Annotated in this window: 21 protein-coding genes and 1 riboswitch; of the genes, 12 read left to right on the top strand and 9 right to left on the bottom strand. The window is 57.2% G+C overall.

The features are described from left to right. Positions 1–35 precede the first annotated feature (35 nt). The 9 genes from trmB to ACOCF6_RS06095 all read left to right on the top strand — a co-directional run bounded on the left by trmB (position 36) and on the right by ACOCF6_RS06095 (position 8117). Positions 36–638, top strand: coding sequence for a tRNA (guanosine(46)-N7)-methyltransferase TrmB (trmB, locus tag ACOCF6_RS06135; protein ID WP_482463276.1), 603 nt, complete (start codon positions 36–38; stop codon positions 636–638). Then, positions 625–975 carry a DUF4212 domain-containing protein gene (locus ACOCF6_RS06130; RefSeq protein WP_482459509.1) on the top strand — a complete coding sequence of 117 codons (351 nt, stop codon included), beginning with the start codon at positions 625–627 and terminating at the stop codon, positions 973–975. The genes trmB and ACOCF6_RS06130 overlap by 14 nt, the downstream gene beginning before the upstream one ends. Beyond that, a complete protein-coding gene (locus ACOCF6_RS06125) occupies positions 976–2502 on the top strand; it encodes a sodium:solute symporter family transporter (protein ID WP_482459508.1) in 1527 nt (508 codons plus the stop codon). Continuing rightward, the gene (locus tag ACOCF6_RS06120) at positions 2502–3737 is read left to right on the top strand and encodes a putative nucleotidyltransferase substrate binding domain-containing protein (RefSeq protein WP_482459507.1); all 1236 of its coding nucleotides are present in this window, start codon (positions 2502–2504) and stop codon (positions 3735–3737) included. Before ACOCF6_RS06125 ends, ACOCF6_RS06120 begins: the two co-directional genes overlap by 1 nt. Before the next feature lie 6 nt (positions 3738–3743). Beyond that, entirely contained in the window at positions 3744–4592 is an 849-nt protein-coding gene (locus ACOCF6_RS06115) for a sugar phosphate isomerase/epimerase family protein (RefSeq protein WP_482459506.1), read from the top strand. A gap of 27 nt (positions 4593–4619) precedes the next feature. After that, complete coding sequence (locus ACOCF6_RS06110; RefSeq protein WP_482459505.1) at positions 4620–5459, top strand: energy transducer TonB; 840 nt, start codon at positions 4620–4622, stop codon at positions 5457–5459. After that, the gene (locus ACOCF6_RS06105; RefSeq protein WP_482459504.1) at positions 5456–6844 is read left to right on the top strand and encodes a cobyrinic acid a,c-diamide synthase CobB; all 1389 of its coding nucleotides are present in this window, start codon (positions 5456–5458) and stop codon (positions 6842–6844) included. The genes ACOCF6_RS06110 and ACOCF6_RS06105 overlap by 4 nt, the downstream gene beginning before the upstream one ends. Then, positions 6844–7009, top strand: a riboswitch (cobalamin riboswitch). (Overlaps the previous gene by 1 nt.) Positions 7010–7083: 74 nt before the next feature. Then, entirely contained in the window at positions 7084–7833 is a 750-nt protein-coding gene (locus ACOCF6_RS06100) for an energy-coupling factor ABC transporter permease (protein WP_482459503.1), read from the top strand. Next, positions 7830–8117 carry a cobalt transporter gene (locus ACOCF6_RS06095; protein ID WP_482459502.1) on the top strand — a complete coding sequence of 96 codons (288 nt, stop codon included), beginning with the start codon at positions 7830–7832 and terminating at the stop codon, positions 8115–8117. The genes ACOCF6_RS06100 and ACOCF6_RS06095 overlap by 4 nt, the downstream gene beginning before the upstream one ends. 52 nt (positions 8118–8169) lie before the next feature. On the opposite strand, the gene ACOCF6_RS06090 is transcribed toward ACOCF6_RS06095, so the two are convergent. The 9 genes from ACOCF6_RS06090 to ACOCF6_RS06050 all read right to left on the bottom strand — a co-directional run bounded on the left by ACOCF6_RS06090 (position 8170) and on the right by ACOCF6_RS06050 (position 20304). Beyond that, positions 8170–9243, bottom strand: coding sequence for a DUF294 nucleotidyltransferase-like domain-containing protein (locus ACOCF6_RS06090; protein ID WP_482459501.1), 1074 nt, complete (start codon positions 9241–9243; stop codon positions 8170–8172). Positions 9244–9446: 203 nt separating this feature from the next. After that, positions 9447–12707 (bottom strand): ATP-binding protein, encoded by a 3261-nt coding sequence (locus ACOCF6_RS06085; protein WP_482459500.1) that lies wholly within the window; start codon positions 12705–12707, stop codon positions 9447–9449. After that, positions 12704–12895: a hypothetical protein gene (locus ACOCF6_RS06080; RefSeq protein WP_482459499.1), complete on the bottom strand. Its 192-nt coding sequence runs from the start codon at positions 12893–12895 to the stop codon at positions 12704–12706. Before ACOCF6_RS06080 ends, ACOCF6_RS06085 begins: the two co-directional genes overlap by 4 nt. Before the next feature lie 76 nt (positions 12896–12971). Beyond that, the gene (locus tag ACOCF6_RS06075; RefSeq protein ID WP_482459498.1) at positions 12972–15083 is read right to left on the bottom strand and encodes a 3'-5' exonuclease; all 2112 of its coding nucleotides are present in this window, start codon (positions 15081–15083) and stop codon (positions 12972–12974) included. 53 nt (positions 15084–15136) lie between these two features. Further along, on the bottom strand, positions 15137–15508 hold the full coding sequence (locus ACOCF6_RS06070; protein ID WP_482459497.1) for a response regulator transcription factor: 372 nt from the start codon (positions 15506–15508) through the stop codon (positions 15137–15139). Positions 15509–15725: 217 nt separating this feature from the next. After that, complete coding sequence (gene recO, locus ACOCF6_RS06065) at positions 15726–16457, bottom strand: DNA repair protein RecO (protein ID WP_482459496.1); 732 nt, start codon at positions 16455–16457, stop codon at positions 15726–15728. A 4-nt stretch (positions 16458–16461) separates the two neighbouring features. Then, positions 16462–19218 carry a DNA polymerase I gene (gene polA, locus ACOCF6_RS06060; protein ID WP_482459495.1) on the bottom strand — a complete coding sequence of 919 codons (2757 nt, stop codon included), beginning with the start codon at positions 19216–19218 and terminating at the stop codon, positions 16462–16464. Then, entirely contained in the window at positions 19211–19399 is a 189-nt protein-coding gene (locus tag ACOCF6_RS06055; protein ID WP_482463274.1) for a DUF4177 domain-containing protein, read from the bottom strand. Before ACOCF6_RS06055 ends, polA begins: the two co-directional genes overlap by 8 nt. 122 nt (positions 19400–19521) lie before the next feature. Next, positions 19522–20304 carry an IclR family transcriptional regulator gene (locus tag ACOCF6_RS06050; protein WP_482459494.1) on the bottom strand — a complete coding sequence of 261 codons (783 nt, stop codon included), beginning with the start codon at positions 20302–20304 and terminating at the stop codon, positions 19522–19524. 231 nt (positions 20305–20535) lie between these two features. On the opposite strand from ACOCF6_RS06050, the gene ACOCF6_RS06045 reads away from it, so the two are divergent. The 3 genes from ACOCF6_RS06045 to ACOCF6_RS06035 all read left to right on the top strand — a co-directional run bounded on the left by ACOCF6_RS06045 (position 20536) and on the right by ACOCF6_RS06035 (position 22574). Then, the gene (locus ACOCF6_RS06045) at positions 20536–20991 is read left to right on the top strand and encodes a universal stress protein (RefSeq protein WP_482459493.1); all 456 of its coding nucleotides are present in this window, start codon (positions 20536–20538) and stop codon (positions 20989–20991) included. A gap of 57 nt (positions 20992–21048) precedes the next feature. After that, on the top strand, positions 21049–21843 hold the full coding sequence (locus ACOCF6_RS06040) for a polysaccharide deacetylase family protein (RefSeq protein WP_482459492.1): 795 nt from the start codon (positions 21049–21051) through the stop codon (positions 21841–21843). Positions 21844–22247: 404 nt separating this feature from the next. Then, positions 22248–22574, top strand: a complete 327-nt coding sequence (locus ACOCF6_RS06035) for a hypothetical protein (protein WP_482459491.1) — start codon at positions 22248–22250, stop codon at positions 22572–22574. Positions 22575–22608 lie beyond the last annotated feature (34 nt).

Raw genomic sequence — 22608 nt, 5'->3', positions numbered from 1 at the left:
TCCCTATAACTTCTCCCCGTTTTCTTGCCCCGGAGATGCTGACCGTCATGCCGGATTGGCAGCAGATATTTGCCAGTGACAAACCCATGGTCTTTGAAATCGGCTGCGGGGTCGGCGATTTCGCGGCCCAGATGGCGGCCCTCCATCCACAGTGGAACTACCTTGCGCTTGATTACTACAACAAGGGCTGTATAAAAACCTGCAAACGGGCTGACAAGGCCGGCCTGGATAATCTGCGGGTAGTGAGAGACGAAGCCAGGTCATTCATGGAACGCTGCATCCCCCGCCAATCTTTGCGGGCGGTGATTATCAACTGCCCCGATCCATGGCCGAAGATTCGCCATCGCAAGCGGCGCCTGGTAAATGCTGAATTTGTGGGCTATCTTAAAGAATTCATGCTGCCGGGAGCGGATCTTTATTTCGCTACCGACTTTGTTGATTATGGACTGGATGTGGCCGCGCTGATGCCCGATATCGAGGGATTCGAAAATGCCATTGCCCCGGATCCATATCGGCATGTCCTGGAAGGATATCCCCTGTCCAAGTATATGCTGAAATTCATGGCCGAGGGCAAACAGATCTATTACATCCATTACCGTACGTTAGAGCTGGCAGGAGGTAGTCATGGCGGAACGTGATGAGTGCGGTGACGTAAGTTTCTTCAGACCGTGCGGCAAGTCCATGCGCGGTGAGGTGCGCGTCATCAGGCTGGTGCTGGCCGGATGGCTGGCTGCAATCATTTGCTTCCAGGTCTTTGTGTATCTTCTGGAGGTAAATTATTCGGAAATACTCCTGAATGAGTTGACTTTTTTTAATCTGCCGGTTCACTTCTGGCTGACCGGCCAGTTTTTGCCGCTCTGGTTTATCATCCTGTGTGTTGTGTTTAACGTTTGGATGGATCGGCACGCGGTCCGCAGCCTGGACGGATCCCTGCGCTTTAAGGTGCGCGGCAACGGACCGGAAGGGGAGGAGTAGATGGCTGCTTCCACGGTACAGTTCCTGCCTCTGGCGATAGTAGCCGGTATGTTTGCCCTGCTGATCCTGTCAGGCTTGCGGACACGTTCACGGCAGGCAACCAATTACGGTTTTAGCGGAGGCTATACCGGACGGATCGGGATCGGTGCGGCTATCGCCAGTAACTGGATGAGCGCGGCCAGCTTCATGGGACTGGCGGGCATGTTCTATTTGAAAGGCTATTATGCCATGGCCTTTGTGGTGGGCTGGACCGGCGGCTATGTGCTGCTGCTGGTATTAATGGCCAGCCAGATCAGGCGCTTCGGAAAGTACAGCGCCCCGGACTTTGTCGGTTTCCGTTACGAGTCCGCTGCCGCCCGGACACTGGTGGCCTGCATTTCCATCCTGATTGCCGTCATCTACAGTGTGGCCCAGTTTCGCGGCATCGCCCTGCTGGTCTCATGGCTGTTCGGCATTGCCTATGTCCCTGCAGTGGTGATCGGCGCTTCACTGGTGGTAATATTCGTAGTAATCTCCGGCACGCTGGGGGTCGCCCGTAACCAGAAGCTGCAGTACTTTGTCCTGATTGTCGCGTTTATCCTGCCGCTGATGCTGCTGACCCGCAAACTGGGCTATTTCTGGCTGCTGCCCCAATTCGGCTATGGTGCCGCCATAACCGACCTGCAGCAGCAATTCGGTTTTGCCTGGTCTGAGCCGTTTTCCACGGTATCCCTGTTTCACTGGCTGGCGCTCTGTTTCACGCTCATGTTTGGCACCGCCGGGCTGCCGCACGTGCTGTCCCGCTTCTACATGGTGCCCGGCATCCGCGATGCCCGCTGGGGAGTAGTCTGGGGTCTGTTTTTTATTGCATTGATCTACTGGTCAGCGCCGGCCTATGGCGTGCTGGGACGTCTGTTCGAGGCGCGGGGAGGGATTCCCTTTACACCGGATCCGGCCGGTGCCGACATGGTTGTGCTCTCCGCCGTCAGTAACGGAGGACTGCCGCTCTGGGTGGTCGGTCTGCTGGCGGCAGGCGGGATGAGTGCCGCATTTTCTACGGTAGCCGGACTGATGCTGACCGGATCGGCCTCGTTTTCTCATGATATATACCCGCGCCTGATCCGGCCTGATGCCTCGGAAAGTGATAAGGTGTATGTCGCCAAGGGGTTTTTTCTGATACTGGCGCTGGTTGTCATGGTGCTGACCTTGCGACCGTGGGGCATGATTGCTGAAATCGCCGCCCTGGCGTTTGCCCTGGCCGGCAACACAATTTTTCCCGCATTCCTGTTGGGAATCTGGTGGGGCAGAGCCAACGCGACCGGTGTTATTTCCGGCATGCTGGCCGGACTGCTGATCACCTTTCTGCCGTTTGCCCTCGGTGATGCCCTGCCGGTTGTTTCATATCTGCTGCCGGTGACCTCGTCGGCTTTTATCGGTGCCCCGCTGGTGGCCATCATCATGGTAGCAGTTTCCCTGCTGACGCCGCCCCCCTCCGAGAGCATCCGGCGTTTTCTTGCCCATGACGTGCATGATTGTACGGAGGAGTAATGGCGCTTCTGGTCTCAGCTAAAGGTAGTGATGTCCTCGCCTGGCGCGCCTGCGGCGACTATTCCGCCGCTTTCCGCCAGTCACTGCTCGCCCGCCTGGAGTTCTGCAGGTCGAATGAGGCCGAAGCGCTGCTCAAGGGAACCGGGCAGGTCCTTGATGACCTGGTTGCAGCCAATGACGCCTTTTGTAACCGCAGCACGGGTCTAATTGAAGAGGTTTTTGCCTGCGCTGAACTGCCCCGACTCAGGGAACTTACCTCCGACTTCTTTGCGGGTCTCTACGCGCATATCGGCATGCACCACTCCGCACCGGCATTCTACCAGCTCAGCACCATCTTTCTGCAGGCCTTGTCCCGGTCGATCACTCGCCAAGCCCAGGCAGTACTCGGCCTGGCTGACCGGCGGATGCCGCCTGTGCTGCTGGCTGCCCTGGGGGCGGCCGGACGTCAGGAGTTTTCACCGTTTTGTCCGCTCCAGCTTGTGCTGGTACATGGTGATGCCGGAGCAGTTGAGCAGAAGGCTCTTTCCCAGTTTGGTCGCCTGATGCATGAAGGCTTCGAGGCCTGTGGATTCCAGGTCGATGGGACCGTGACACCACGCAATCAGGATTGGCGCGGCAGCATGTCGGAGTGGCAGCAGCGCCTGAAGCAGCGCCTGGATCAGGGCGGCACGAATGATTTAATCGATCTTTTCAGGCTGGCCGACCAGTCTGCTTTACAGTGCGACGACGGTTTTAACCCGGATTTCAATGTGCTCTGCAGGGCGGCACTGAAGGAACGTCGCGCTACCATGGCCTTCCAGGTTACCCGCGTACTTAATCTCTCCCATGGTATCGGCATCATGGGGGGCATGCGCTTTGTGAAAAAGGGCCCCTATCGTGGCCTGTTTGCGTTGTACGAAAATGCCCTGCAACCGCTTTCTGCCGCGGTTTGCGTTCTGGCGCTGCTGAAGCAACTTGAAACCCCGACCACTCCCCAACGCATCCGGGAAATCCTGTGGCGACGTGAGTTGAATGTGGATATGGCCGAACGTCTGCTGCTGGCCTGGCACACTCTGCACGAAGTGCGTCTGTCCCGCGAGCGTGATCTGCAGCCCGACTGGTCAAATAAGGCACCTCTTTACCTTAATATTGAGGAGATGACGGATAGTGAACAGGATGCCCTGCGTGAATCGCTTGAAACGGTCGGGGCTATTCAGCGGCATGTAGGACAAACCTTCAGCGGCATGGAGGAGTGACGTTTTATGCTCATTTCACTCTCAACCGGTTCGCTGTTTCACCTGCCGCTGCATAAAATCTGCGAGCTTTCTGTACAGGCCGGTTTCGATGGTATCGAGCTGATCATTAACCAGGTTTTTGAAGGGATCAACTCCGCCAAACTGGTGGCATCCCTGCAGGAGATCACCACGATCCATTCCATTCATGCCCCCTTTATGCCACTGGCCGGTTGGGGCGGTCCGGCCGATTCTCTCCGCATCAGTATCGAGTTGGCAGCGGAGCGTTCCATCCCGCTGGTCAATTTCCATCCACCTTCATGGATGGGGTTCGAGGTCGGGTTCTGGCGCTGGCTCTACAGTGTGCACGATTTCCAGAAGGAAATCGGTCGAGACGGTCAGGTTATAGTCACCATTGAGAATATGCCCTGGGTCGGTAAATTCAAGATCAACCCCAATATCCTGTCAAATACCCAGCGTATGATTGAATTTGTTCACGAACACAACCTCTATATGACCTTTGACTGCACCCATATGGGGTCGGGCAAGGCCAACTTTATCAATGACTTTTTCCAGTGTTACGAGTCCGGCAGGATTAGAAATATTCATTTTTCCGATTACGGGCATGGTCGTGAGCACCTGCTGCCCGGACACGGCATCCTGCCTTTGACCCGTTTTCTCAATCACCTGCGCAGCACTGATTATCAGGACACCGTGACCCTGGAGCTTGACCCGGCCGAGTTTCCAAAGTCCGAAGCACTTATTCTTGACAGTCTCAAGGAAATCCTGGCCTTTCTCCGTACGGAGACCGGCAAGGACAGCGGTCAGGTCCGTGCTTTCGATCAGCGCTATCAATCTGTTTCGGTCATGGGTGCTTGATGGAAGAACTTCGAATCGTAGTCAGTCATGTCTGACCGGTATATCGAAAAAACGTTTTTGTTACTGCTGATCCTTTCGCTTCTGCTGCATATCGGGGTGGGGACCCTGTTGTATTACCTGCCGGCGAAGACACCTCCGCCGCCCAAGGAGCCTGTATTTATCGATCTGCAACAGGTGCCTGACCTGAAAACTCCGGAACAGCCCCGCCAGCAGGAAACGCAGCGCCAGGCCGAACACAGGGTGCGTGTACCGCGCGAAACCGCTCCCCGCGGAGTTGATGCTCTCACTACCACTGTACCGAAACCGCCGCTTCCCGACATGTTGCGACCCAAACCCACACAGCAGACCCGACAGCGCAAGGAAGTCCCACGCGAGGCCCCTGTTGTTCCGGGCTCATCGGTTTCCAGTCTGCTGAAGCCCCGGCTTCCATCGACCCCGTCTACGCCGCAGGCGCAGCTGTATCCGGGAGCCGGCCGAATGGCCAAGCTTGAAGACAGTTACCGGCGTAAATTCGAGAATGAAATTGCCGAGGGTGAAACCCGTTTTCTGAACAGCGATGATATCCTGTTCGGTTCGTTTCTGCGGCGTTTTGAGAATTCGGTCTACGGAGTCTGGCGCTATCCACAGGAAGCGGCCATGAAGGGCATCGAAGGCATCACCCCGGTACGGATCACCTTTAACCGCCGCGGCGAGATTGTTGCGACGCAACTGCTGGAAAGTTCAGGTGCCAGGGTGCTCGACGAAGAGGTGTTCCGAACCCTCAAACTGATCGGGCCGGTGGGTGGTTTTCCCAAGGGATATGACAAGGATGAGTTCCATTTGATAGCATTTTTTCAGTATGGTGGCGCACGCAGGTCGCTCAGATGAAAAACAATGGTTTCCTGATAGCCGCCCCGCAGAGCGGCAGCGGCAAGACCACGGTCAGTCTGGCGATCATGGCGGCCTTTGTACGTCGCGGCCTGGTGGTAGCCCCCTTCAAGTGCGGTCCGGATTTTATCGACCCCGGGTACCACCGGCTGGTGACGGGCCGCGAATCCATCAGCCTGGACGGCTGGATGTGTCCGGCTGATTTCGTGCAGGATACCTTCCAACACCATTCTTCCGGGGCCGACATTGCGGTGGTCGAAGGGGTGATGGGGCTGTTCGATGGCATCGGCGCTTCCTCCGGCGAGGGGAGCAGTGCCCAGATCGCTGCCCTTACCGGCGTGCGGGTTGTGCTGGTGGTCAATGCGCGCGGCATGGCGGCCAGTGCGGCGGCACTGGTCAAGGGTTTTGTTGATTTCGACCCGCGGGTCAGGTTGGCCGGTGTGATCTTCAACAATGTGGGCAGCCAGACCCACGGCGAACTCCTGCGGCAGTCGCTGGCCGCTGCCTTACCTGCTGTGAAGGTGTATGGCTGTATTCCCCGCGATGAGTCGCTGGCGATCTCTTCGCGTCATCTGGGTTTGGTGACGGCCGAGGATAACCCGTTGTCGGCCGATTTTGTTGACCGTCTGGCGCAGATGGCCGAACAATGTCTCGATCTGGACGGGTTGGTTGGGCTGGGCTTCGAGAAGGGTATGAAAATCTCACACCTCCCTCACCCCAGCCTTCTCCCAGAGGGAGAGGGGGAAATGGCGGTCCGCATTGCCGTGGCCCGCGATGCCGCTTTCTGCTTCTGCTACCCCGATAACCTGCGGCTGCTGCGGGAAGCCGGTGCGGAGATTGTCTTCTTTTCGCCGCTTGCTGACAGCGAATTGCCTGTGGATATCACAGGCATCTACCTGCCGGGAGGCTATCCGGAACTGCACGCAGAGTGTCTTTCGACGAATACCGGCATGAAGAAGGCAATCCTTTCCTCGATCCGTGCCAATATGCCGGTGTATGCCGAATGCGGCGGTCTGATCTACCTCTCGGAGGGCCTGGAAGATGCCGGCGACTTTGTCGGTGCCTTTCCGTCCAGGGCCCGGATGCTGCCGAAGCGCAAGGCGCTCGGCTATCGCCAGGTGGAGACCTGTGCAGACAGCATCATCGGTGCTGCGGGAACCGTTGCCAGGGGGCACGAATTTCACTATTCCGAGCTCGGCACGCTGCCGGACAACATCGGCCGTACCTACCGGGTAACACGTCAGGGGGTCGAGCTTGCGGTCGAAGGTTATTGCTGCCTGAACTGCCTGGCATCCTATATCCACCTGCATTTCGGCAGCAACCCGGCCATAGCGCCGGCCTTGGTCGCTGCTTGCAAAGCATATCGAGCTATGTTACAAACCTGAGCAATTTAACGCTTCCAGCTGTAGGGAAGCCGGTTGAAATCCGGCGCTGCCCCGCAACTGTAAGGGAGGACCAAATCCGCACACAGCCACTGCCCGGTCGGGTGGGAAGGCGCGGATAAGGGTTGATCCCCGAGCCAGGAAACCTGGCTGGAAGATTCCAATTCCAAATCAAGGCGCTATCATCGTTGATTTGAAATTGGTACAGCAGATCACTCCAACCGTGGGGACGGGAGCGTACCATGAAACATCTGTGCATCATCCTGCTGTCAGCTTGCCTGCCGGTCATTCTTCTGCCATCCTCATCATTTGCCATGCACATATCCGAGGGAATCCTGCCGTTTTCCTGGGCCCTGTTCTGGTTTGTCGCCTCAGCGCCATTTCTGGCGCTGGGTCTGCGCACTCTGACACGCCGATCAGAGTCCGATATTGCCAGCAAGCCGCTGGTCGGTATGGTGGCCGCAGTGGTGTTCGTCATTTCCTGCATGCCGGTGCCGGTGCCCATGGCCGGCACCTGTTCGCACCCCTGTGGCACCGGCCTGGCGGCAGTGCTGCTCGGCCCGACCCTGGGAGTGGTGGCAGCGGCCGTGGCCCTGCTGATACAGGCCCTGTTTCTGTCTCACGGCGGGCTTTCCACCTGGGGTGCCAACCTGTTCAGCATGGGGGTGATCGGCTCCTTTGCCGGCTATGCGGTTTTTCGTGGTTTGCGTCTGGCGGGGCTCGGCGTGGTTGCAGCAGCCTTTGCCGCGGGTCTGGTGGCCGACTGGGCCACCTACGCCAGCACGGCAATGATCATGGCGGCCGGCATCAGAGGCGCCAGCCCGTTCTGGCCGCTGGCGGGAAAAATTACCCTGGCCTTTGTTCCTACCCAGCTGCCGCTGGGGATTATTGAAGGCGCCATCACCGCCGGCATGGTGTCGCTGCTGCGCAAAAAACGCCCGGATCTGCTGGCCCGGACGGCTCTGTCGGGGATTGAGAGGGAACGGGAATGAGGAAGCGATTACGCTCTTGTGCCATAACTGTCCTGCTGTTCGGCGCAATGGGGGGCGGACTGCTGTATGCCGGGGAAAAGTGGCCGGGGGTCGATGAGGCCGTGGTTAACAAGATCGCCCGGGAACATGGGCGTGAGGCGCGGGATCCGCTGATCAACACCGGCGAGGGTGATCTGCAGCTGTTCATGTTCCTGACGGCCGGCGCGGTGGGCGGCTTTGTGGCCGGCTACTGCTGGCGGGGGCTGCTGGAGGGGAAAAAGAAGCAGGGAGACGGGGGTTGTTAAGCAACTGCAATACGTTGGATAATAATTTGGATGTGAACGTTTATCCGCATGCTCACCGGGAGATGAAGTCAAGTTTGTAGTGGGTACGGAAAAATTGCAGAAAGGTATTGACCCCCTTGAGGGCCTGGCGGAATTGCTCCCGTTCGATGTCGCTCATAACCCGCGGGTCGACATGATTTGAGGGCTTGCCTCGTGCCGTCATTTTCCGCAGCTGCCACTGCAGACGAAGTTGGACCAGATAGGTGAATGCTTCTTCGATGGTCTTCAGGTCGCGTTCTCTGATAATTCTCCGTTCCCCGATATAATCGAGTTTGTCCCAGGTGGTACCGCCGATAATCCCGTTTTCCAGGGCCAGGAGACTTGCGCCTACGGTGATGGCGAAGATTCCGGCCTTTTTTATGTCTATTTCCCCCCTGTGGTCTCCACGACGTTCAACCCGGATGCGCCCGAACAGGGTGAGCGGCGACGGGAAACGTACGGCATGGCAGGCCATATTGGGAAAGAAGAAGGCGGTATTCAGGGCTGTGGTGCGGATATGGTCGCGCAATTCCGTGACCAGGACAGGGTTGCCGTGCAGGGAGCGCAGGTCCTGGAATATGCCGAAGTTGAGCATGTGCTCAGGGGTTGGTACGCTGATCCACTGGTTGAGCAGCCGCTTCCATTCCGAAAGGCTGTGGCGCCATTGGGGATTGCTGGCCATGATGTTGCCGGGACAGCGCAGGACGCCGATTTCATCGAGGGCATCGACAAGCCGGGCAGCGAAGCGTTCGACGACCAGAAGCTTCTCCGGCGGAAAACCGTCCGGGTAGACGATTGCGCTGTCCTGATCGGTTCGCAGGGTCTGCTCGCCTCGTCCTTCGCTGCCGAGCGCAATGTAGGTGGCCCCTTCGGGAAGGTAGATACCCTCCGTACTCTCCAGCAGGGAAATGATGCGCATGGTGACGGCGTCATTGAAGCGGGAGATGAGCTGCACAACCTTTTTTGTGCCGATATCCGAGCGGAGTGCGATATCAGCTGTGTCAAGCAATCGGGCGCTGATCGATGCCAGTGCATCGATGGAACGGGCAACGACAATCTCCTGGTAGAAATCAAAGGGGTTATGCGTGCAGATTTCCCGGCTCTCCATAGCACCCTCGCGAATTCGCGAGAACAAATTCAGTTCTCAAGTTGATCAGTTGGTTTCTTTCCTGCAAACCGGGACAAGATAATTCTCTATACGGCAGTTTAACCGCAGCCAGAAGTAGGTGCTTCTAAGCGAGCACACAGGGGAAACCCACAAATAGTGGTTATACCAATAAGCTGCAAAACCTGATGGTAAGATCTTGTTTTTCACGAACTCTTTGCTTTTCCTCTGCGCTCCTCTGCGTACTCTGCGTTAAAAGCTTTATTTGATAGTTGTTCACTCGGTTCACTATGTTGATTCCCGCTACTATGCAAATCCCCGGATAGGGGAACGGTGAACGTAAACACCGCACCGGCTCCCAACACACTTTCGGCCCAGATCCGTCCTCCCATTCTCTCCACGATCTCACGCGATATTGTCAGCCCCAGCCCGGTACCGAGAGGTTGGGCTTTCTGGGGATCGCGCACCTGATGAAAACGCTCGAAAATCTGTTCCAAACGGTCCGGCGGAATGCCGGGGCCTTCGTCCGCCACACTGATCTGGGCAAAGCCCTGATTTCTTTTTGCGCTGAGCCGGATTGCCCCTCCTTCCGGCGAAAATTTCACTGCATTGAAAATCAGGTTTGTCAGCACTTGGTGGAGCCAGTCCGCATCGGCATAAACCGGCGGCAGCCCGGGCTCGATTTCACTGATCATCCGGATTCCATTTTCGGCCAGGAGCGGATGGGTGGTGCCGATGGTCCGGGAAAAAACCGGTTCCAGTCCCTGCGGCTCGGGCGACAAATCCAGTCTGCCGGCTTCGATTTTCGAGAGATCCAGCAGGTCGTTGATCATGCGGGTGAGGCGCTCCGCCTCGTCATTGATGATCCCGACGAATTTCTTGCGCTTTTCCACATCGTCCACATCGTAGCGTAACAGGATTTCTGAAAAGGAGCGGATCGAGGTCAGCGGGGTGCGCAACTCGTGGCTCACCGTAGAGAGGAAATCGCTTTTGAGGCGATCCAGTTCCAGCAGACGTGCGTTGGCCTTTTCAAGTTCGGCCGTACGCTGGGCGACCTTTTCCTCCATGGCGTGGCTGTACGCCTGAATCTCGCCGTACAGTTGGGCATTGACCGCCGCCATGGCGAGTTGGTTGGCCAAGGCCGCGAACAATTCGACGAACTCGTCGGTGAAATGCATGGGCCCGCGGGTAGCATAGGCCGTGAGGACCCCGATCACCCGCCCCTCGTAGATCATGGGTGCATGGATGAAGGCACTTACCGGAACGTCCTTGATCAATTTGGAGAAGAGCGGGGTTTTGTCGATCTCTCGGGTGTCGCCAACCACCACCGGCCGGGCGTCCAGAAAACAGTTGCCGAAGTAGGTCTCGCGGGAAGGGACCATGGCGGATTCCGTCACGTACATTGAAATCAGGCCCACGTGGCTGCGGATCTTCAGTATTCCATCCTCGTCCAGAAGCCTGACGGCCAGATGTTCGAACCCGAACTCACGCTTGATCAGCAGGAGTACCTCCTGCAGGAGCGTGTCGATGTCCAGGCTCCGCGAGAGGGCATGGGATGCTTCGTGGAGGACCATCAGCTCCCGCAGGCGTCGCTCCAGGGTATCCCGGCTGTCTGCCAGGGTCTGGGAAACACTGCCGAAAACGTCCAGGATTTCAACAGCCCGCTCGCGGGGCCAGGCCAGGGCGCTGTCGATAATCATGCGCGCTGACGGGGTTCCGAGGGCGCTGGCCAGGCAGCGTTCCGTGGCTTCGAGGAGTGTCTGGGGAGAGGAACGCTCGGGAAGGATTCCCAGGACATCATGGGCTGTCTTTGCGCCCACAAACCGTGCCAGGAGCACTTCCAGATCGGCCCGTGTGGCCCATGCGGACTGCAGCTCGGGACGAGGAGCATCCGCCCCGGGCTGCACCGTCAGGAAGCTGAGGATGAAATAGGTTCCCATGTTGAACACCAGGCTCCAGATCAAGGCATGGGTCCAGGTGTCAAATCCCTGCAGCCCGAACAGGGCGCGCGGCCTGAGCAGCTCAATCCCCCAGGGACCATGTGTCAGGAGTGAAACGTTTACCCACCCCGAGTCGACGAAACTGGGAATCAGCAGGGTATAGGTCCACACGCAAAAACCGGCGGCCAGACCGCTGAGGGCCCCGGTTCTGGTCCCCCCTTTCCAGTACAGGCCGAAAAGGACTGCCGGCACAAACTGGATCACGGCTGAGAAGGACAACAACCCGGTGGCAACCAGGGTCTGGGATTCCCCGATCGAGCGTTTGAAGGCGTAGCCGAGCAGCACCACGCCGAAGATGACGGCCCGCTTTGTGTACAACAGGGGCCGGGAAAGATCGACTCCCTTGCCGCGGAAGGCGGGTATCACACTGCCCAGGACCGCAACACCGGAATGGTGGAGGATCATGGTGGACAGGGCGACCGCTTCGACGATCACCATGCTTGTTGCGGCGGAGAAGCCCCCCAGATAGGCAAGAAACGCCAGTTCCGTATAACCGCGCGATAGCGGCAGGGAAATCATGAAGAAATCCGGGTTCAGCCCCCCCCCGTAAAGACGCCCGACCAGGGCTACGGGGAGCACGAGCAGGTTGATCAGGAGCAGGTAGGCCGGAAATGCCCAGGTTGCCGTCCGCAGATGGCGTTCCTGCACATTTTCGACGGCCAGCATGTGAAACTGGCGGGGCAAAAGGATGACGGCTGACGCCGACAGTATGCTCAGTGTGACCCAGGCGGATAAGGTGGTGCCTGAACCATCCCCGAGCAGGAACAGACGCGAAAGATTCGGATCTGCCATGGACCGCTCGAATACCTGCGTCAGACCGCCGCCAATGCCGAAGGTAATATAGAGACCGATCACCAGAAAGGCCCCGAGCTTTACCGCACTTTCGAAGGCCACCGCCGCGACCATCCCCTCGTGCCGCTCCGTGGCGACCAGGCTCCTGGCCCCGAAGAGCCCGGCGAAGATCGAAAGCCCGAGGGCTGCCCAGAAGGACGCATCGTCCAGGATCCCCGAGCTTGTGGCCCTTCCCGTGAGGAGGTCGAAGGTATGGCCGACCGCCTTGAGCTGGAGCCCGATATAGGGTGTGATGCCAACCACCATCAGGGTTGTAGCCAGGGCGCCCAGGGACCAGCCTTTGCCGTAGCGGACCTCGAGCAGGTCCGGCAGGCTTGTAACCCCTTCTGCCCGGCAGAAGGAGACCAGGCGTTTGAGCAGGGAAGGGGCCAGGAGGAAGATCAGGGTGGGGCCCAGGTAGATCGGCAGAAACCCCAGGCCGGTAGATGAGGCCTGCCCGACACTGCCGTAAAACGTCCAGGAAGTGCAATACACGGCCAGGGAAAAGCTGTATACCCACGGATTGTCGACCGGGCTGCGGCCCCGTTCCCTGGCCTTGTCCGTGGCATAGGCTATGGCAAACAGACCGCCCAGATACCCGAGCCCGAGGATTGCTACCCAGAATGTTTGGTTCACGGCTCGTCTCCCCGTGTCAGCAGCCAGCCGAGCAGCACCAGCACGCACCAGGCCGCGAACAGGTACAGTGGCAGAATCGGAATTCCCAGAAAGCTGCCCGGACGGTTAAACGCCCCCAGCAGAGGTGGGAACAGGGCTGCAATGCCCACGACAAAAAGGGCGGCAAGTCTGTGCGAGGTTCTTTCCATTATTTTACCCTCAAAATTCCCCCTCCCCTTGCGGGAGGGGGAGCTAACTGCAAAAAAACAAACCGGACAAATCGTACTAAAACCGGGATGACTGCCAGCGCAGGAACAATTGACGGTCGCAGAAACCTTTGGCTTCGGCCAGGGTTCTCACTCCCCGCCCCGGCAGCAGTGCAAGAAAACCGAGGAAGGCATGGGCGGTGGCGCGGGCGTCTCCCAGGGATGTGTGCCGCCCCTCGATAATGATGCCCATCCGTTCAGCGATAACGTCCAGGCTGTGCCCTTTGGCGCCTTCGTGAATGCCGTAAGAAAGCAGCAGGGTGTCAAGGATCGGGTTGTTTATCAGGGGGAGTCCTGTCTCGGCAGCTGCCAGTTCAAGGCATTTTTTGTCGAAGGCAGCGTTGTGGGCGACCAGAACAGAGTCTCCGACGAATTCGACAAACTGTGGGTAGACCTGGTGTATGGTGGGGGCATCCGCCACCATGTGGTCCTCGATGTGATGAAATTGTATGGATTCGACAGGGATTGACCGTCCGGGGTTGATCAGTGAATGAAAATAGTCTGCATTCTGGATTCGTCCCCGTCGAATGCGAATCCCACTGATGCTGATGGCCTTATCCCCCTGGGAGAGCTGCATGCCGGTGGTCTCGGTATCGAACACCACATAGTCGAGATCCGCCAGGTTCGACTGGAGCTGATCAGCCCGTTCTACAACCGGCCGCGGCAGGAACAGGTCGAAGTCGTAAAATTCCGGTTCACCATCAATCGTTCCATTCGCATCGCGCCCGGCCGTTACCGCGCTTGTCAGCAGCTGGGCCAGCCGCACCTCGTGGGAGTCGCCGCAAGAGCGGGTCCACAGTTCTCCCCGGTTGCGATGCACCGCCTCTCCCAGGGTGAGGGACTCTTCGCCGTCCGGGCATACCTCAAGTGATTCCAGTTCGGCCGGGCTGCCCGTAAAGGGTCCCGTAACCCGAAAGGTTGTAACGACAGTGCCGTCCTCCACCCGCAGGCACGCTTCGATTGGCTGTCCGGGGTTCATCCGCATGATCCATTGGAGGATACAACGCAGCGAGGCCACCCAGGAGAACGGTTCCACCAGTACGAGCGGGATGCATTCGTCGTTGGCCTCGGTCACAACGCGCATCCCGGGGACCAGCAGCAGCGCTTCCTCCACCAGCTCACGGGGGTTCGAAGGGATGGCTGGCCAGCGAGCGGTATGAGCAGCACTGGCGGCCTCTTCTATGGCCAGTACCCGGTCACTCAGACGATTCAATTCCTCAGCCAATGCGGAAAGAAACGTCAGCTGCTTTTCCTCGGGCATCTCACGATGACGCAGGAGAGCCTCTGACAGGGAACGGGAACTGCCCAGCGGCTCTCTCAGGAGCCGGGGCATTTCCTTCAGGGTTTCCTCAAAAGGTTTGACCTCTTCACTGGGGGTGCTCAGGTCGCGAAACACGAGCAGGAATCCCGGTTGTTCTTCTCCTGATCCGGGGGTGACCGAAAGCGAGCCCTTGAGGAGTTTTCCCCCCCTGAGCGGGAAGACCACCTCTTCCACGCCCCCACGCCCCTGGTCCCATCTCTGGCGGACCCTTTTCAGGTAAAAACTGAGACGCTCGCCGGGGAATATGCGCCCCAGCATGGTTCCGATGCCGGATGTATAGCCCATCTCCAGGATGATCCGCGCCTGGGGATTCATCAGGATGATCTCGCCGTCCGCGCTGGCCACTACCACACCATCGGCCATGGTGCGAAGCACGGTCGACAGGCGGTTGCGTTCCTCCTGCAGCGCCAGGGTCGCTTCCTGTACACGCCCTTCAAGTTCGTGGTAGGCCGTGCCCAGGTTTTCGGCCATGTGGTTGAAATCCAGGGCCAGTTCCTGCAGTTCGTCGCCGGTTTCTATCCTGATCCGATGGTTCAGGTTGATACGGGAGACGATTTCTGCGCCCCGCCGAATCTCCAGGATGGGACGCAGGAACTGGTCGGTCATCCGCCACGCCATGACGGCGATCAGGATGGCGAATACGGCCAGAAAAAAGGCAATCTGGATGCTGGTTGCGGTGAATTGCTCGTACACCTGCGACGATGGCTGAAGCCGATGGATTTCGGCCACATAGTCGCTGACGACAAAGAACAGGCCGACCATTGCGGCGAACAGAGGTACCAGTGCCAGACACAGAAGTGATGCCGCCATGCGGCGGCGCAGGCTTCTTTTTCTGTGAACCGGCACTATTCCGGGAGCCGCTGTCATGGTTCGATACAGGCCCGGATCTTCTGGAGCAGATCCTCGGCACTAAACGGTTTGGTCACGTATTCGTCCGCTCCCACCTCAAGCCCCTTCTTCCTCTCCAGGGTCTGACCCTTGGCCGTAAGCATGATCACTTTTGTTCCGGACATATCCGCCTGTTCCCGCAGAATCCGGCACACCTCGTAGCCGTCTTTGCGCGGCATGTTGATGTCCAGCAGGATTACGTCCGGACGTATGCGCCCGGCCACTTCCAGGGCCTCATCGCCGTCATGTGCCGTGTGCACTTCATACCCCTCCATATCCAGGATGAATTCTATGGACAAAAGGATATTGGGCTCATCATCTACGGCAAGAATCTTTTTCTTACTCATGTGCTGGTCACCTCCCGGATGTACCGGATCAACGTGCGCGACAATAAAATAATATCTCATTACCAAGGTTAAAGGAACTATTTTGAGTTGTTACAGTACATTTGCCATGCATAAAATCCGCGCTGTTTCGCGGAATGGAGACTAATGAAAATCGATTTCAAAACACTATATTACTAAAGAATGGATTGTCCCATCAGTACGTGGTGACGGGTACACGTTATTCACATTCGATCTGCCTGAGAAAATCCAGGCTTTTCAGGCGTCTGCCCGTGTGGGCGGATACGGCGTCATCCAACAGTGCCGCGGCCTGGTTCAAGGTCTCGATCGAAAAGGTGATCAGACCGAATGTTCCGGTTCCCAGACAGGACTGCAACATTCTGAGGGTGATCCCTGACATGGGTCTGCCGCCGGCAGCACAAAACCGGCAGGTCAGTTCGCCGTCATCCTGCAGCAGGGCATCGGCATTCCCGAAGGGGGCATCGCAGCGGCTGCAGGTTTCCAGCGAGGGACGGTATCCAAGGATGTTCAGCAGATTGATTTCAAAAAAACGGCGGTCGGCCTGTACCGCTGTTTCTGTTTCCAGCCGCTCCAGATAGGCCGCCAGCAGTCGGTAGAGTCGCGGCAGCGGCTGCCCTTCGGGTGTGATGGCATCCACCAGTTCGCAGGCATACAGGGCATGGGCAATGCGCGCAAGATCGGCCCGGATGCCGGGGTAGATGCTGATGATGTCGGCCTGCTGCAGGCTGGACAGGCCCTGTTTGATGTGCGCCTGGACATGGATGCGGGCGAAAGGTTCCAGCGCCGGCCCGAAGCGCTTGCGGCTCTTGCGCGCCCCCCGGGCAAAGGCCTTGATCCGGCCATGCTCCAGGGAGAACAGCGATACGATCCGGTCGCTGTCACCGTAATCGATGGCGGAGAGGACAAAGGCCTGTAGCTTTTCTGAGCGCATGATGTCAGTGCGCCTCGCTCCAGTTGGCGCCGTAGCTGATATCCACCTTGAGCGGCACCTGCATCTCCGCAGCCCGCGACATCTCCTCTTCCACCAGCAGCTCCATCCGCACCAGTTCCTCTTCCGGGACTTCGAAGACCAGTTCATCGTGGACCTGCATGATCAGGCGGCTCCTGCAGCCTTCCTCCTGAATCCGTTTGTCGACGCGGATCATGGCGCTCTTGATGATGTCGGCCGCCGAACCCTGGATCGGGTAGTTGATGGCGTTGCGCCGGGCAAAGGCCAGAACATTGCCGTTGCTGCTGTGGATGTCCGGGATCGGCAGCCGCCGGCCGAGGATGGTGGTGACATACCCCTGCGCCTCGGCCCGGCTGATACAGCTGTCAAGGAAGACGACCGCGCCGCTGTGGCGCTCCTTGTAGGCGCTGATGAACTCCTCGGCGGTCTTGCGGGAGGTCCCCAGCTGCTTGGCCAGGCTGAAGGCCCCCTGGCCGTAGATGATGCCGAAGTTGATGGTCTTGGCCTGGCGGCGCATCTCGGGTGTGACCATTTCGGGGAACAGGCCGAAGACCTCGGCGGCGGTACGGGTATGGATGTCCTCGTCATGGGCAAAGGCATGACAGAATACCTGGTCGCCTGACAAGTGTGCCAGTACGCGCAGTTCGATCTGGGAATAGTCGGCCGAAAGGATGACGTGCCCGGGCGGCGCGATGAAGGCGTGGCGGATCAGGCGCCCCTCGTCGCTGCGGATAGGGATGTTCTGCAGATTGGGGTCGGATGATGACAGCCGGCCGGTGTTGGTGACGGTCTGGTTGTATGAGGTGTGTACCCGGCCGGTGCGGGGATTGACCAGGCGGGGCAGGGCGTCGCTGTAGGTGGATTTGAGCTTGGAGACCCCGCGGTAATCCAGGATCAGCCGTGCTATTTCATATTCCTCGGCCAGGGTTGTCAGCACCTCGTTGTCCGTTGACAGGGAGGTGCGCCCCTTGGTCTTTTTGCCGCTCTGCAGGCCCATGCGTTCGAACAGCACCTCACCCATCTGCTTGGGAGAGTTCAGGTTGAAGGGGCCACCCGCCAGGTCAAAAATGCGTCCTTCCAGCTCCGCCATCCGTGCGGAGAAATCTGCCGAAAGTCCGGCCAGCAGACCGGCATCCAGCAGCACGCCGTGCTGCTCCATGTCCGCCAGAATGGAAACCAGGGGCATCTCGATGGTGCGAAAGAGGCTATCCACCCCCATCTCTTGCAGAACCGGCTCGAACCGTTGCCGCAGCAGCCAGGTGGCATCGGCATCTTCGCTGGCATAGCAGGCGGCTTCCTCTATCGCTACCTGGGCAAAGTTTTTCTGCTCCTTGCCGCTGCCGGTCACCTCGCTGTAGCTGATCATCTTATGGCCGAGCAGGTCCAGGGCCAGGGTGTCCAGTCCATGACCCGAACGGGCGGGATTGATGCAGTAGGAGGCCAGCATGGTGTCGAACCAAACGCCGGCCAGCCGGATGCCGCTCGAGTCCAGCACCTGCATGTCAAACTTGATGTTCTGGCCGACCTTGCGCAGGGCCGGATTTTCCAACAATGGGCGCAGGCGCTCCAATACTCTGCCGCAGGGAAGCTGGTCGGGCTGCAGGCAGCTGTCATTACAACCCGGTACAGATTCAAACGAGGAAAAGAGCGGTCCCTGCTCTCGTGATGCTTCTGTCGTGCAGGCGGTTGTCACATGCCCCACCGGCACATAAAAGGCCTCATGCTCCCGGAACGAGAATGACAGCCCGACGATTGTTGCCAGTCGCGGGTCAAGGCTGGTGGTCTCCAGGTCGAAGGCGAATTCTCCGGCCCGCTCCAGCTCGGATGCCAGCGTTTCCAGCTGTTCCATGGTCGAAACGGTACGATAGTTGTCTGTAGCCAGAGTGGCCTTGGCGGTCAGTTCCTTGATCAGCGTGTTAAAGCCGTACTTCTTGAAAAAGGCGTTCAGGACCGGGGTGTCCGGGTCGCTGGCGAGCAAATCATTTGCTGATACTTCCAGAGGAACATTGAGTTCGATGGTGGCAAGTCGGCGGGAAAGCAGGGCCTGATCGCGGAACTCACGCAGCTTTTCACCATTTTTTCCCTTGACCTCTGCAGCACGCTCCAGCAGTTGGTCCAGCGAGCCGAACTCCTGGATCAGCTTGGCAGCCGTTTTTTCACCGATGCCCGGTACGCCCGGGATATTGTCGGAACTGTCGCCGGCCAGCCCGAGGATGTCGGGCACCAGCACTGGCGGCACGCCAAAGCGCTCGATAACCTCGGCTATCCCGGATGCCTTGCCCTTCATGGTGTCCAGCAGCGTTACCCGGTCGTTCACGATCTGCATCAGGTCCTTGTCGCCGGTTACCACCACCACCCGCCCACCGGCAGCAGTGTGGCGGGCGGCCAGGGCACCGATGATGTCATCGGCCTCGTATCCGGCCAGCTCCAGGGCCGGAATGTTGAAGGCGCGCACGACTTCGCGGATCGGACCCACCTGGGCCCGCAGGTCGTCGGGCATGGCGGCACGGTTGGCCTTGTAGTCGGGATAGATGTCGTTGCGGAATGTGACCCGGCCTGCGTCGAATACTACTGCCACGTGACGGGGCTGCTGATCTTTCAACAGCTTGAGCAGCATCTGGATAAAACCGTAGATGGCATTGGTCGGCTGACCGCTGGGTGATGAGAGGTGGCGGATAGCGTAGTAGGCCCGGTAGATATAGGAAGAACCGTCAACCAGGTAGAGAGTGGTGTCGTCACTCATGGAGGCAGCCTCCATCTTCCCGCGTGAAGAGGACAAAGGCCATCGCGGGACGTCGGCTGGACTCGCGCATGGCGAACTGAATGCCGTTCAAGGTCCAGCCTTTGGTGGTCCATTCGTTGAGCGTCTCTTCGATGGTTTCCTCCGTAACGGTTGCAAGTTCGATCACTTTATAGGTCAGCATGTTCCGCTCCTTGTGGAATATCTCGGGCTGGAGATAGCAGCCAATGACCAGCCGGTCATCAAGCATAAACGAAAAAGGGCGGCTCAAAGCCGCCCTTCCTTCTGAATCAGGATGATTATAGCCTATTTCTGGAATCCGAGTTTCGCAGAGATCTCTTCGGATGCTTTGATTACGAGGGGGATCAGGTCTTTTTCCACCCGTTCATCGGGAAAACGCATGGAGGGACCGGAGATGCTGACTGCGCCGATGATTCTGCGGGTATAGTCCCGAATCGGAGCGCTGACGCATTTGACGCCGATATCCAGTTCTTCATTGTCAATGGCATAACCCTGCTCAGCAATCGTCTTGAGCTGTTTTTTGAGAAGATCGCGGTCAGTGATGGTGTTATTGGTATAACGCTTGAGCTCCTTGGTGGGGAGGTAGTTTTCCAGTTCCTCGTCACTCATGTAGGCGATCTGTATCTTGCCGGCAGCGGTGCAGTAGGCCGGCAGGCGTGCACCGACACGTGGAACCACCCGTACCGTCATATCGGTTTCTACCGCGTCAAGGTAGATGATGTTGAAATCCTTGAGTATGGCGACGTAGGTAGTTTCGTTGCATTCCTTGACGAGGGCTTCCAGCACCGGTTTAGACTGTCGCAGCAGCCCCATCTGACGGATGAAGGTCTGGCCCAGTTCGAGGGTCTTAAGTCCAAGGCGATAGTTTTCCGTCACCTTGTTCTGCTCGATATAGCCGCGCGACTCCAGTGTTGCCAGCAACCTGAACACGTTATTCTTGTGAAGCTTCAGGCGTTTGCTGAGTTCGGTGACGCCAAGTTCATCTACTTCGCCATAAAACTGTTCCAGAAGGTCAAGCGCATGTGACACCGCCTGGATGAGATAGTCCGATTTTTCTTTCTTTGCCATAATGGTTCCCTGTGAGTTTATTGTAATGAATAAAAAAGAACTGCTAACATATCTGAATATATGAGTAATTAAAAAAAAGCCGAAATATGCTCAAAAATTCACAAAATGTGTGTAATCTTAGAATATTGTTTTATAATTGTCAAGTATGAAAAAATGCTTTACTATTTTCACATACGTGCAATTGTCACGGGGGCTGACGTGTGTGGGTGATCATGCTTAAAGGCGGTAACTGTGCTTAATTTAAGGAAAAAAATACTTGTTGCGATCGACGGGTCACCCCAGTCGGACAAGGCTGCTGAGGAAGCGGTCAGGATGGCGTATGGCAATCGCAGCCAATTTAAAAGCTGTGTCTATGCCATGCTGGTGTTGCCCAATGCCCCTACCTCGACGTATACGGATTTTGTGCCGGCAGCTCCGGTTACGGAAACGGAGAAATGGGATGAACTCAGGCGGCGTATATTTTATGTTGTTGAAAAATGCGCCTCTGAGAATAATGTCCCTCTGGAGATGATTGTCGAGTATGGTGAGCCTGCAGACAAACTGCTCGAGTTTGCCAAGCGCGAGCAGGTGGATGTTATCGTTATCGGAAGTTCAGGGAAGGGCTTTATCCAGCGCAGGATCAGGGGCAGTGTCTCTCATCGTGTCGCTTCGGCCGCAGGTTGTTCCGTCTACATCGTACGTGGTTAATGTACATAGTTGTTGCATTGCAATTCTAATTAGACACATTTTGAAAGGTATTGGTACATGTTTTCACTTGTTTCCCGCTTTGTCCTCGTCGCAGTATTTATTCATGTCTTTGTGATTTCAGCCAGTTGCGCAGAGTCCTTCCGAGTTCCGATCCTCCTGTATCATCGCTTCGGCCCGACCGTGGCCGACGGCATGACAATAACCACCACGGTGTTCGCATCCCACATGAAGTATCTTCATGATAATGGTTACACGGTGATTCCTCTGCGTCAACTGGTTGATCATTACCGTGGCAAGGCGCCTGCGCCCAAGCCGAAATCGGTTGTGATTGTCGAGGATGATGCCCATAAGTCCGTTTACAGCGAGATGCTGCCGGTGATTCGCAAATACGGCTACCCGGTTACGATTTTTGCCTACCCGTCCGCCATATCCAACGCGAAATATGCCATGACGTGGGATCAGCTGCGCGAGCTGAAAAAAACCGGACTGTTTGACATCCAGTCGCATACCTACTGGCACCCCAATTTCAAGAAAGAACGAAAAAAATTATCCGCGCCGGTCCTGGATCAGCTGGTCATGACGCAGTTGCGCAAATCGAAGGCCCGTTTGCAGACAGAGTTGGGCGGAAATGTTGATATGCTGGCCTGGCCGTTCGGGATTTATGACGATTATCTTATTGGAAAGGCTGGTGAAGCCGGCTATGTGGCCACGTTTACTATTGACCGCCGCCATGCCACATCCGGCGACCCGCTTATGAAGCTGCCCCGCTATCTGCTGGTGAATGCCGATAATGGCAGGGCCTTTGTGCAGCTGCTGGAAGGTAACGCCGTCAAGCGGAATGTAGCCTACTGATGGCCGATGGCGCAGCAAAAAAACATCCCTGTCCTGACTGCACCTTCTGCCAGTGGTGCTCAGATGATCGTTGCCGGCTCTGCCTGAACGAAACGGGCTGCTGTCGAAGAAAAAAACTGTCACTGTCCGAGCAGATCCGGCTCTATGACTCACTGAACCCGCCACCCGCAGCACCTGATGATCCCAAAGGCTGATCATTTTATCCATTGTCCGCTGTCTGTATGAAATAAACTGGGTGAATGATGTAGTTGAAACCAGCAGCAGCTCTGCTCGGAAGCGTTCGCCGGATGACCCGAATTGCGATTTGGCAGGATTATTGATCTTTGTGACTTGCACATTGAACAATGTCTGGCAAAATAGCTTAAGGTGATCTAACGAAATAACGCTTCAGTCAGGAGCAGGTTATGAAAAAGATGATATCTCTCGTGGTGGTGGCTGCGGTGATGGTCGTTTCTACAGGCGTATTCGCTCAATCCGTCAGAGCGGAGGAGGTGAGGATGGTTGGCAGCATTTTGAAAATAGAGATGGGGGCGGATGGCACTTCCGCCAAAACCATATTGAAAGATTCCATGTCCGGAGAAAGTGTGACGGTCATCGTTTCTGATGAACTGACCCTCGAAAAATTTATCGAGAAACTGATTGTTGAAGGCGATGAAATCGGCTGCAAGTATCATCGGATTGATGGAGCAAATCATAGCAGAATGTTCAAGACTAAAACAGCCAGCTGTTAACACCTGGTTGTGTACGTGATTGGACGCAGCTGAA

It is taken from the genome of Geobacter psychrophilus, from assembly GCF_056821595.1.
The sequence above is the reverse complement of the archived record's forward strand: the minus strand, read 5'-3'. Positions and strand labels throughout refer to the sequence as shown.

What these genes read in the sequence shown, in the direction of transcription:
- ACOCF6_RS06055 (WP_482463274.1), bottom strand. Translation starts at nt 19,399, where the DNA reads ATGCTGACCTATAAAGTGATCGAACTTGCAACCGTTACGGAGGAAACC.
- ACOCF6_RS06115 (WP_482459506.1), top strand. Translation starts at nt 3,744, where the DNA reads ATGCTCATTTCACTCTCAACCGGTTCGCTGTTTCACCTGCCGCTGCAT.
- ACOCF6_RS06050 (WP_482459494.1), bottom strand. Translation starts at nt 20,304, where the DNA reads ATGGCAAAGAAAGAAAAATCGGACTATCTCATCCAGGCGGTGTCACAT.
- ACOCF6_RS06095 (WP_482459502.1), top strand. Translation starts at nt 7,830, where the DNA reads ATGAGGAAGCGATTACGCTCTTGTGCCATAACTGTCCTGCTGTTCGGC.
- ACOCF6_RS06125 (WP_482459508.1), top strand. Translation starts at nt 976, where the DNA reads ATGGCTGCTTCCACGGTACAGTTCCTGCCTCTGGCGATAGTAGCCGGT.
- recO (WP_482459496.1), bottom strand. Translation starts at nt 16,457, where the DNA reads ATGCGCTCAGAAAAGCTACAGGCCTTTGTCCTCTCCGCCATCGATTAC.
- ACOCF6_RS06070 (WP_482459497.1), bottom strand. Translation starts at nt 15,508, where the DNA reads ATGAGTAAGAAAAAGATTCTTGCCGTAGATGATGAGCCCAATATCCTT.
- ACOCF6_RS06100 (WP_482459503.1), top strand. Translation starts at nt 7,084, where the DNA reads ATGAAACATCTGTGCATCATCCTGCTGTCAGCTTGCCTGCCGGTCATT.
- trmB (WP_482463276.1), top strand. Translation starts at nt 36, where the DNA reads ATGCTGACCGTCATGCCGGATTGGCAGCAGATATTTGCCAGTGACAAA.
- ACOCF6_RS06075 (WP_482459498.1), bottom strand. Translation starts at nt 15,083, where the DNA reads ATGGCGGCATCACTTCTGTGTCTGGCACTGGTACCTCTGTTCGCCGCA.
- ACOCF6_RS06110 (WP_482459505.1), top strand. Translation starts at nt 4,620, where the DNA reads ATGTCTGACCGGTATATCGAAAAAACGTTTTTGTTACTGCTGATCCTT.
- polA (WP_482459495.1), bottom strand. Translation starts at nt 19,218, where the DNA reads ATGAGTGACGACACCACTCTCTACCTGGTTGACGGTTCTTCCTATATC.
- ACOCF6_RS06035 (WP_482459491.1), top strand. Translation starts at nt 22,248, where the DNA reads ATGAAAAAGATGATATCTCTCGTGGTGGTGGCTGCGGTGATGGTCGTT.
- ACOCF6_RS06080 (WP_482459499.1), bottom strand. Translation starts at nt 12,895, where the DNA reads ATGGAAAGAACCTCGCACAGACTTGCCGCCCTTTTTGTCGTGGGCATT.
- ACOCF6_RS06120 (WP_482459507.1), top strand. Translation starts at nt 2,502, where the DNA reads ATGGCGCTTCTGGTCTCAGCTAAAGGTAGTGATGTCCTCGCCTGGCGC.
- ACOCF6_RS06130 (WP_482459509.1), top strand. Translation starts at nt 625, where the DNA reads ATGGCGGAACGTGATGAGTGCGGTGACGTAAGTTTCTTCAGACCGTGC.
- ACOCF6_RS06040 (WP_482459492.1), top strand. Translation starts at nt 21,049, where the DNA reads ATGTTTTCACTTGTTTCCCGCTTTGTCCTCGTCGCAGTATTTATTCAT.
- ACOCF6_RS06105 (WP_482459504.1), top strand. Translation starts at nt 5,456, where the DNA reads ATGAAAAACAATGGTTTCCTGATAGCCGCCCCGCAGAGCGGCAGCGGC.
- ACOCF6_RS06090 (WP_482459501.1), bottom strand. Translation starts at nt 9,243, where the DNA reads ATGGAGAGCCGGGAAATCTGCACGCATAACCCCTTTGATTTCTACCAG.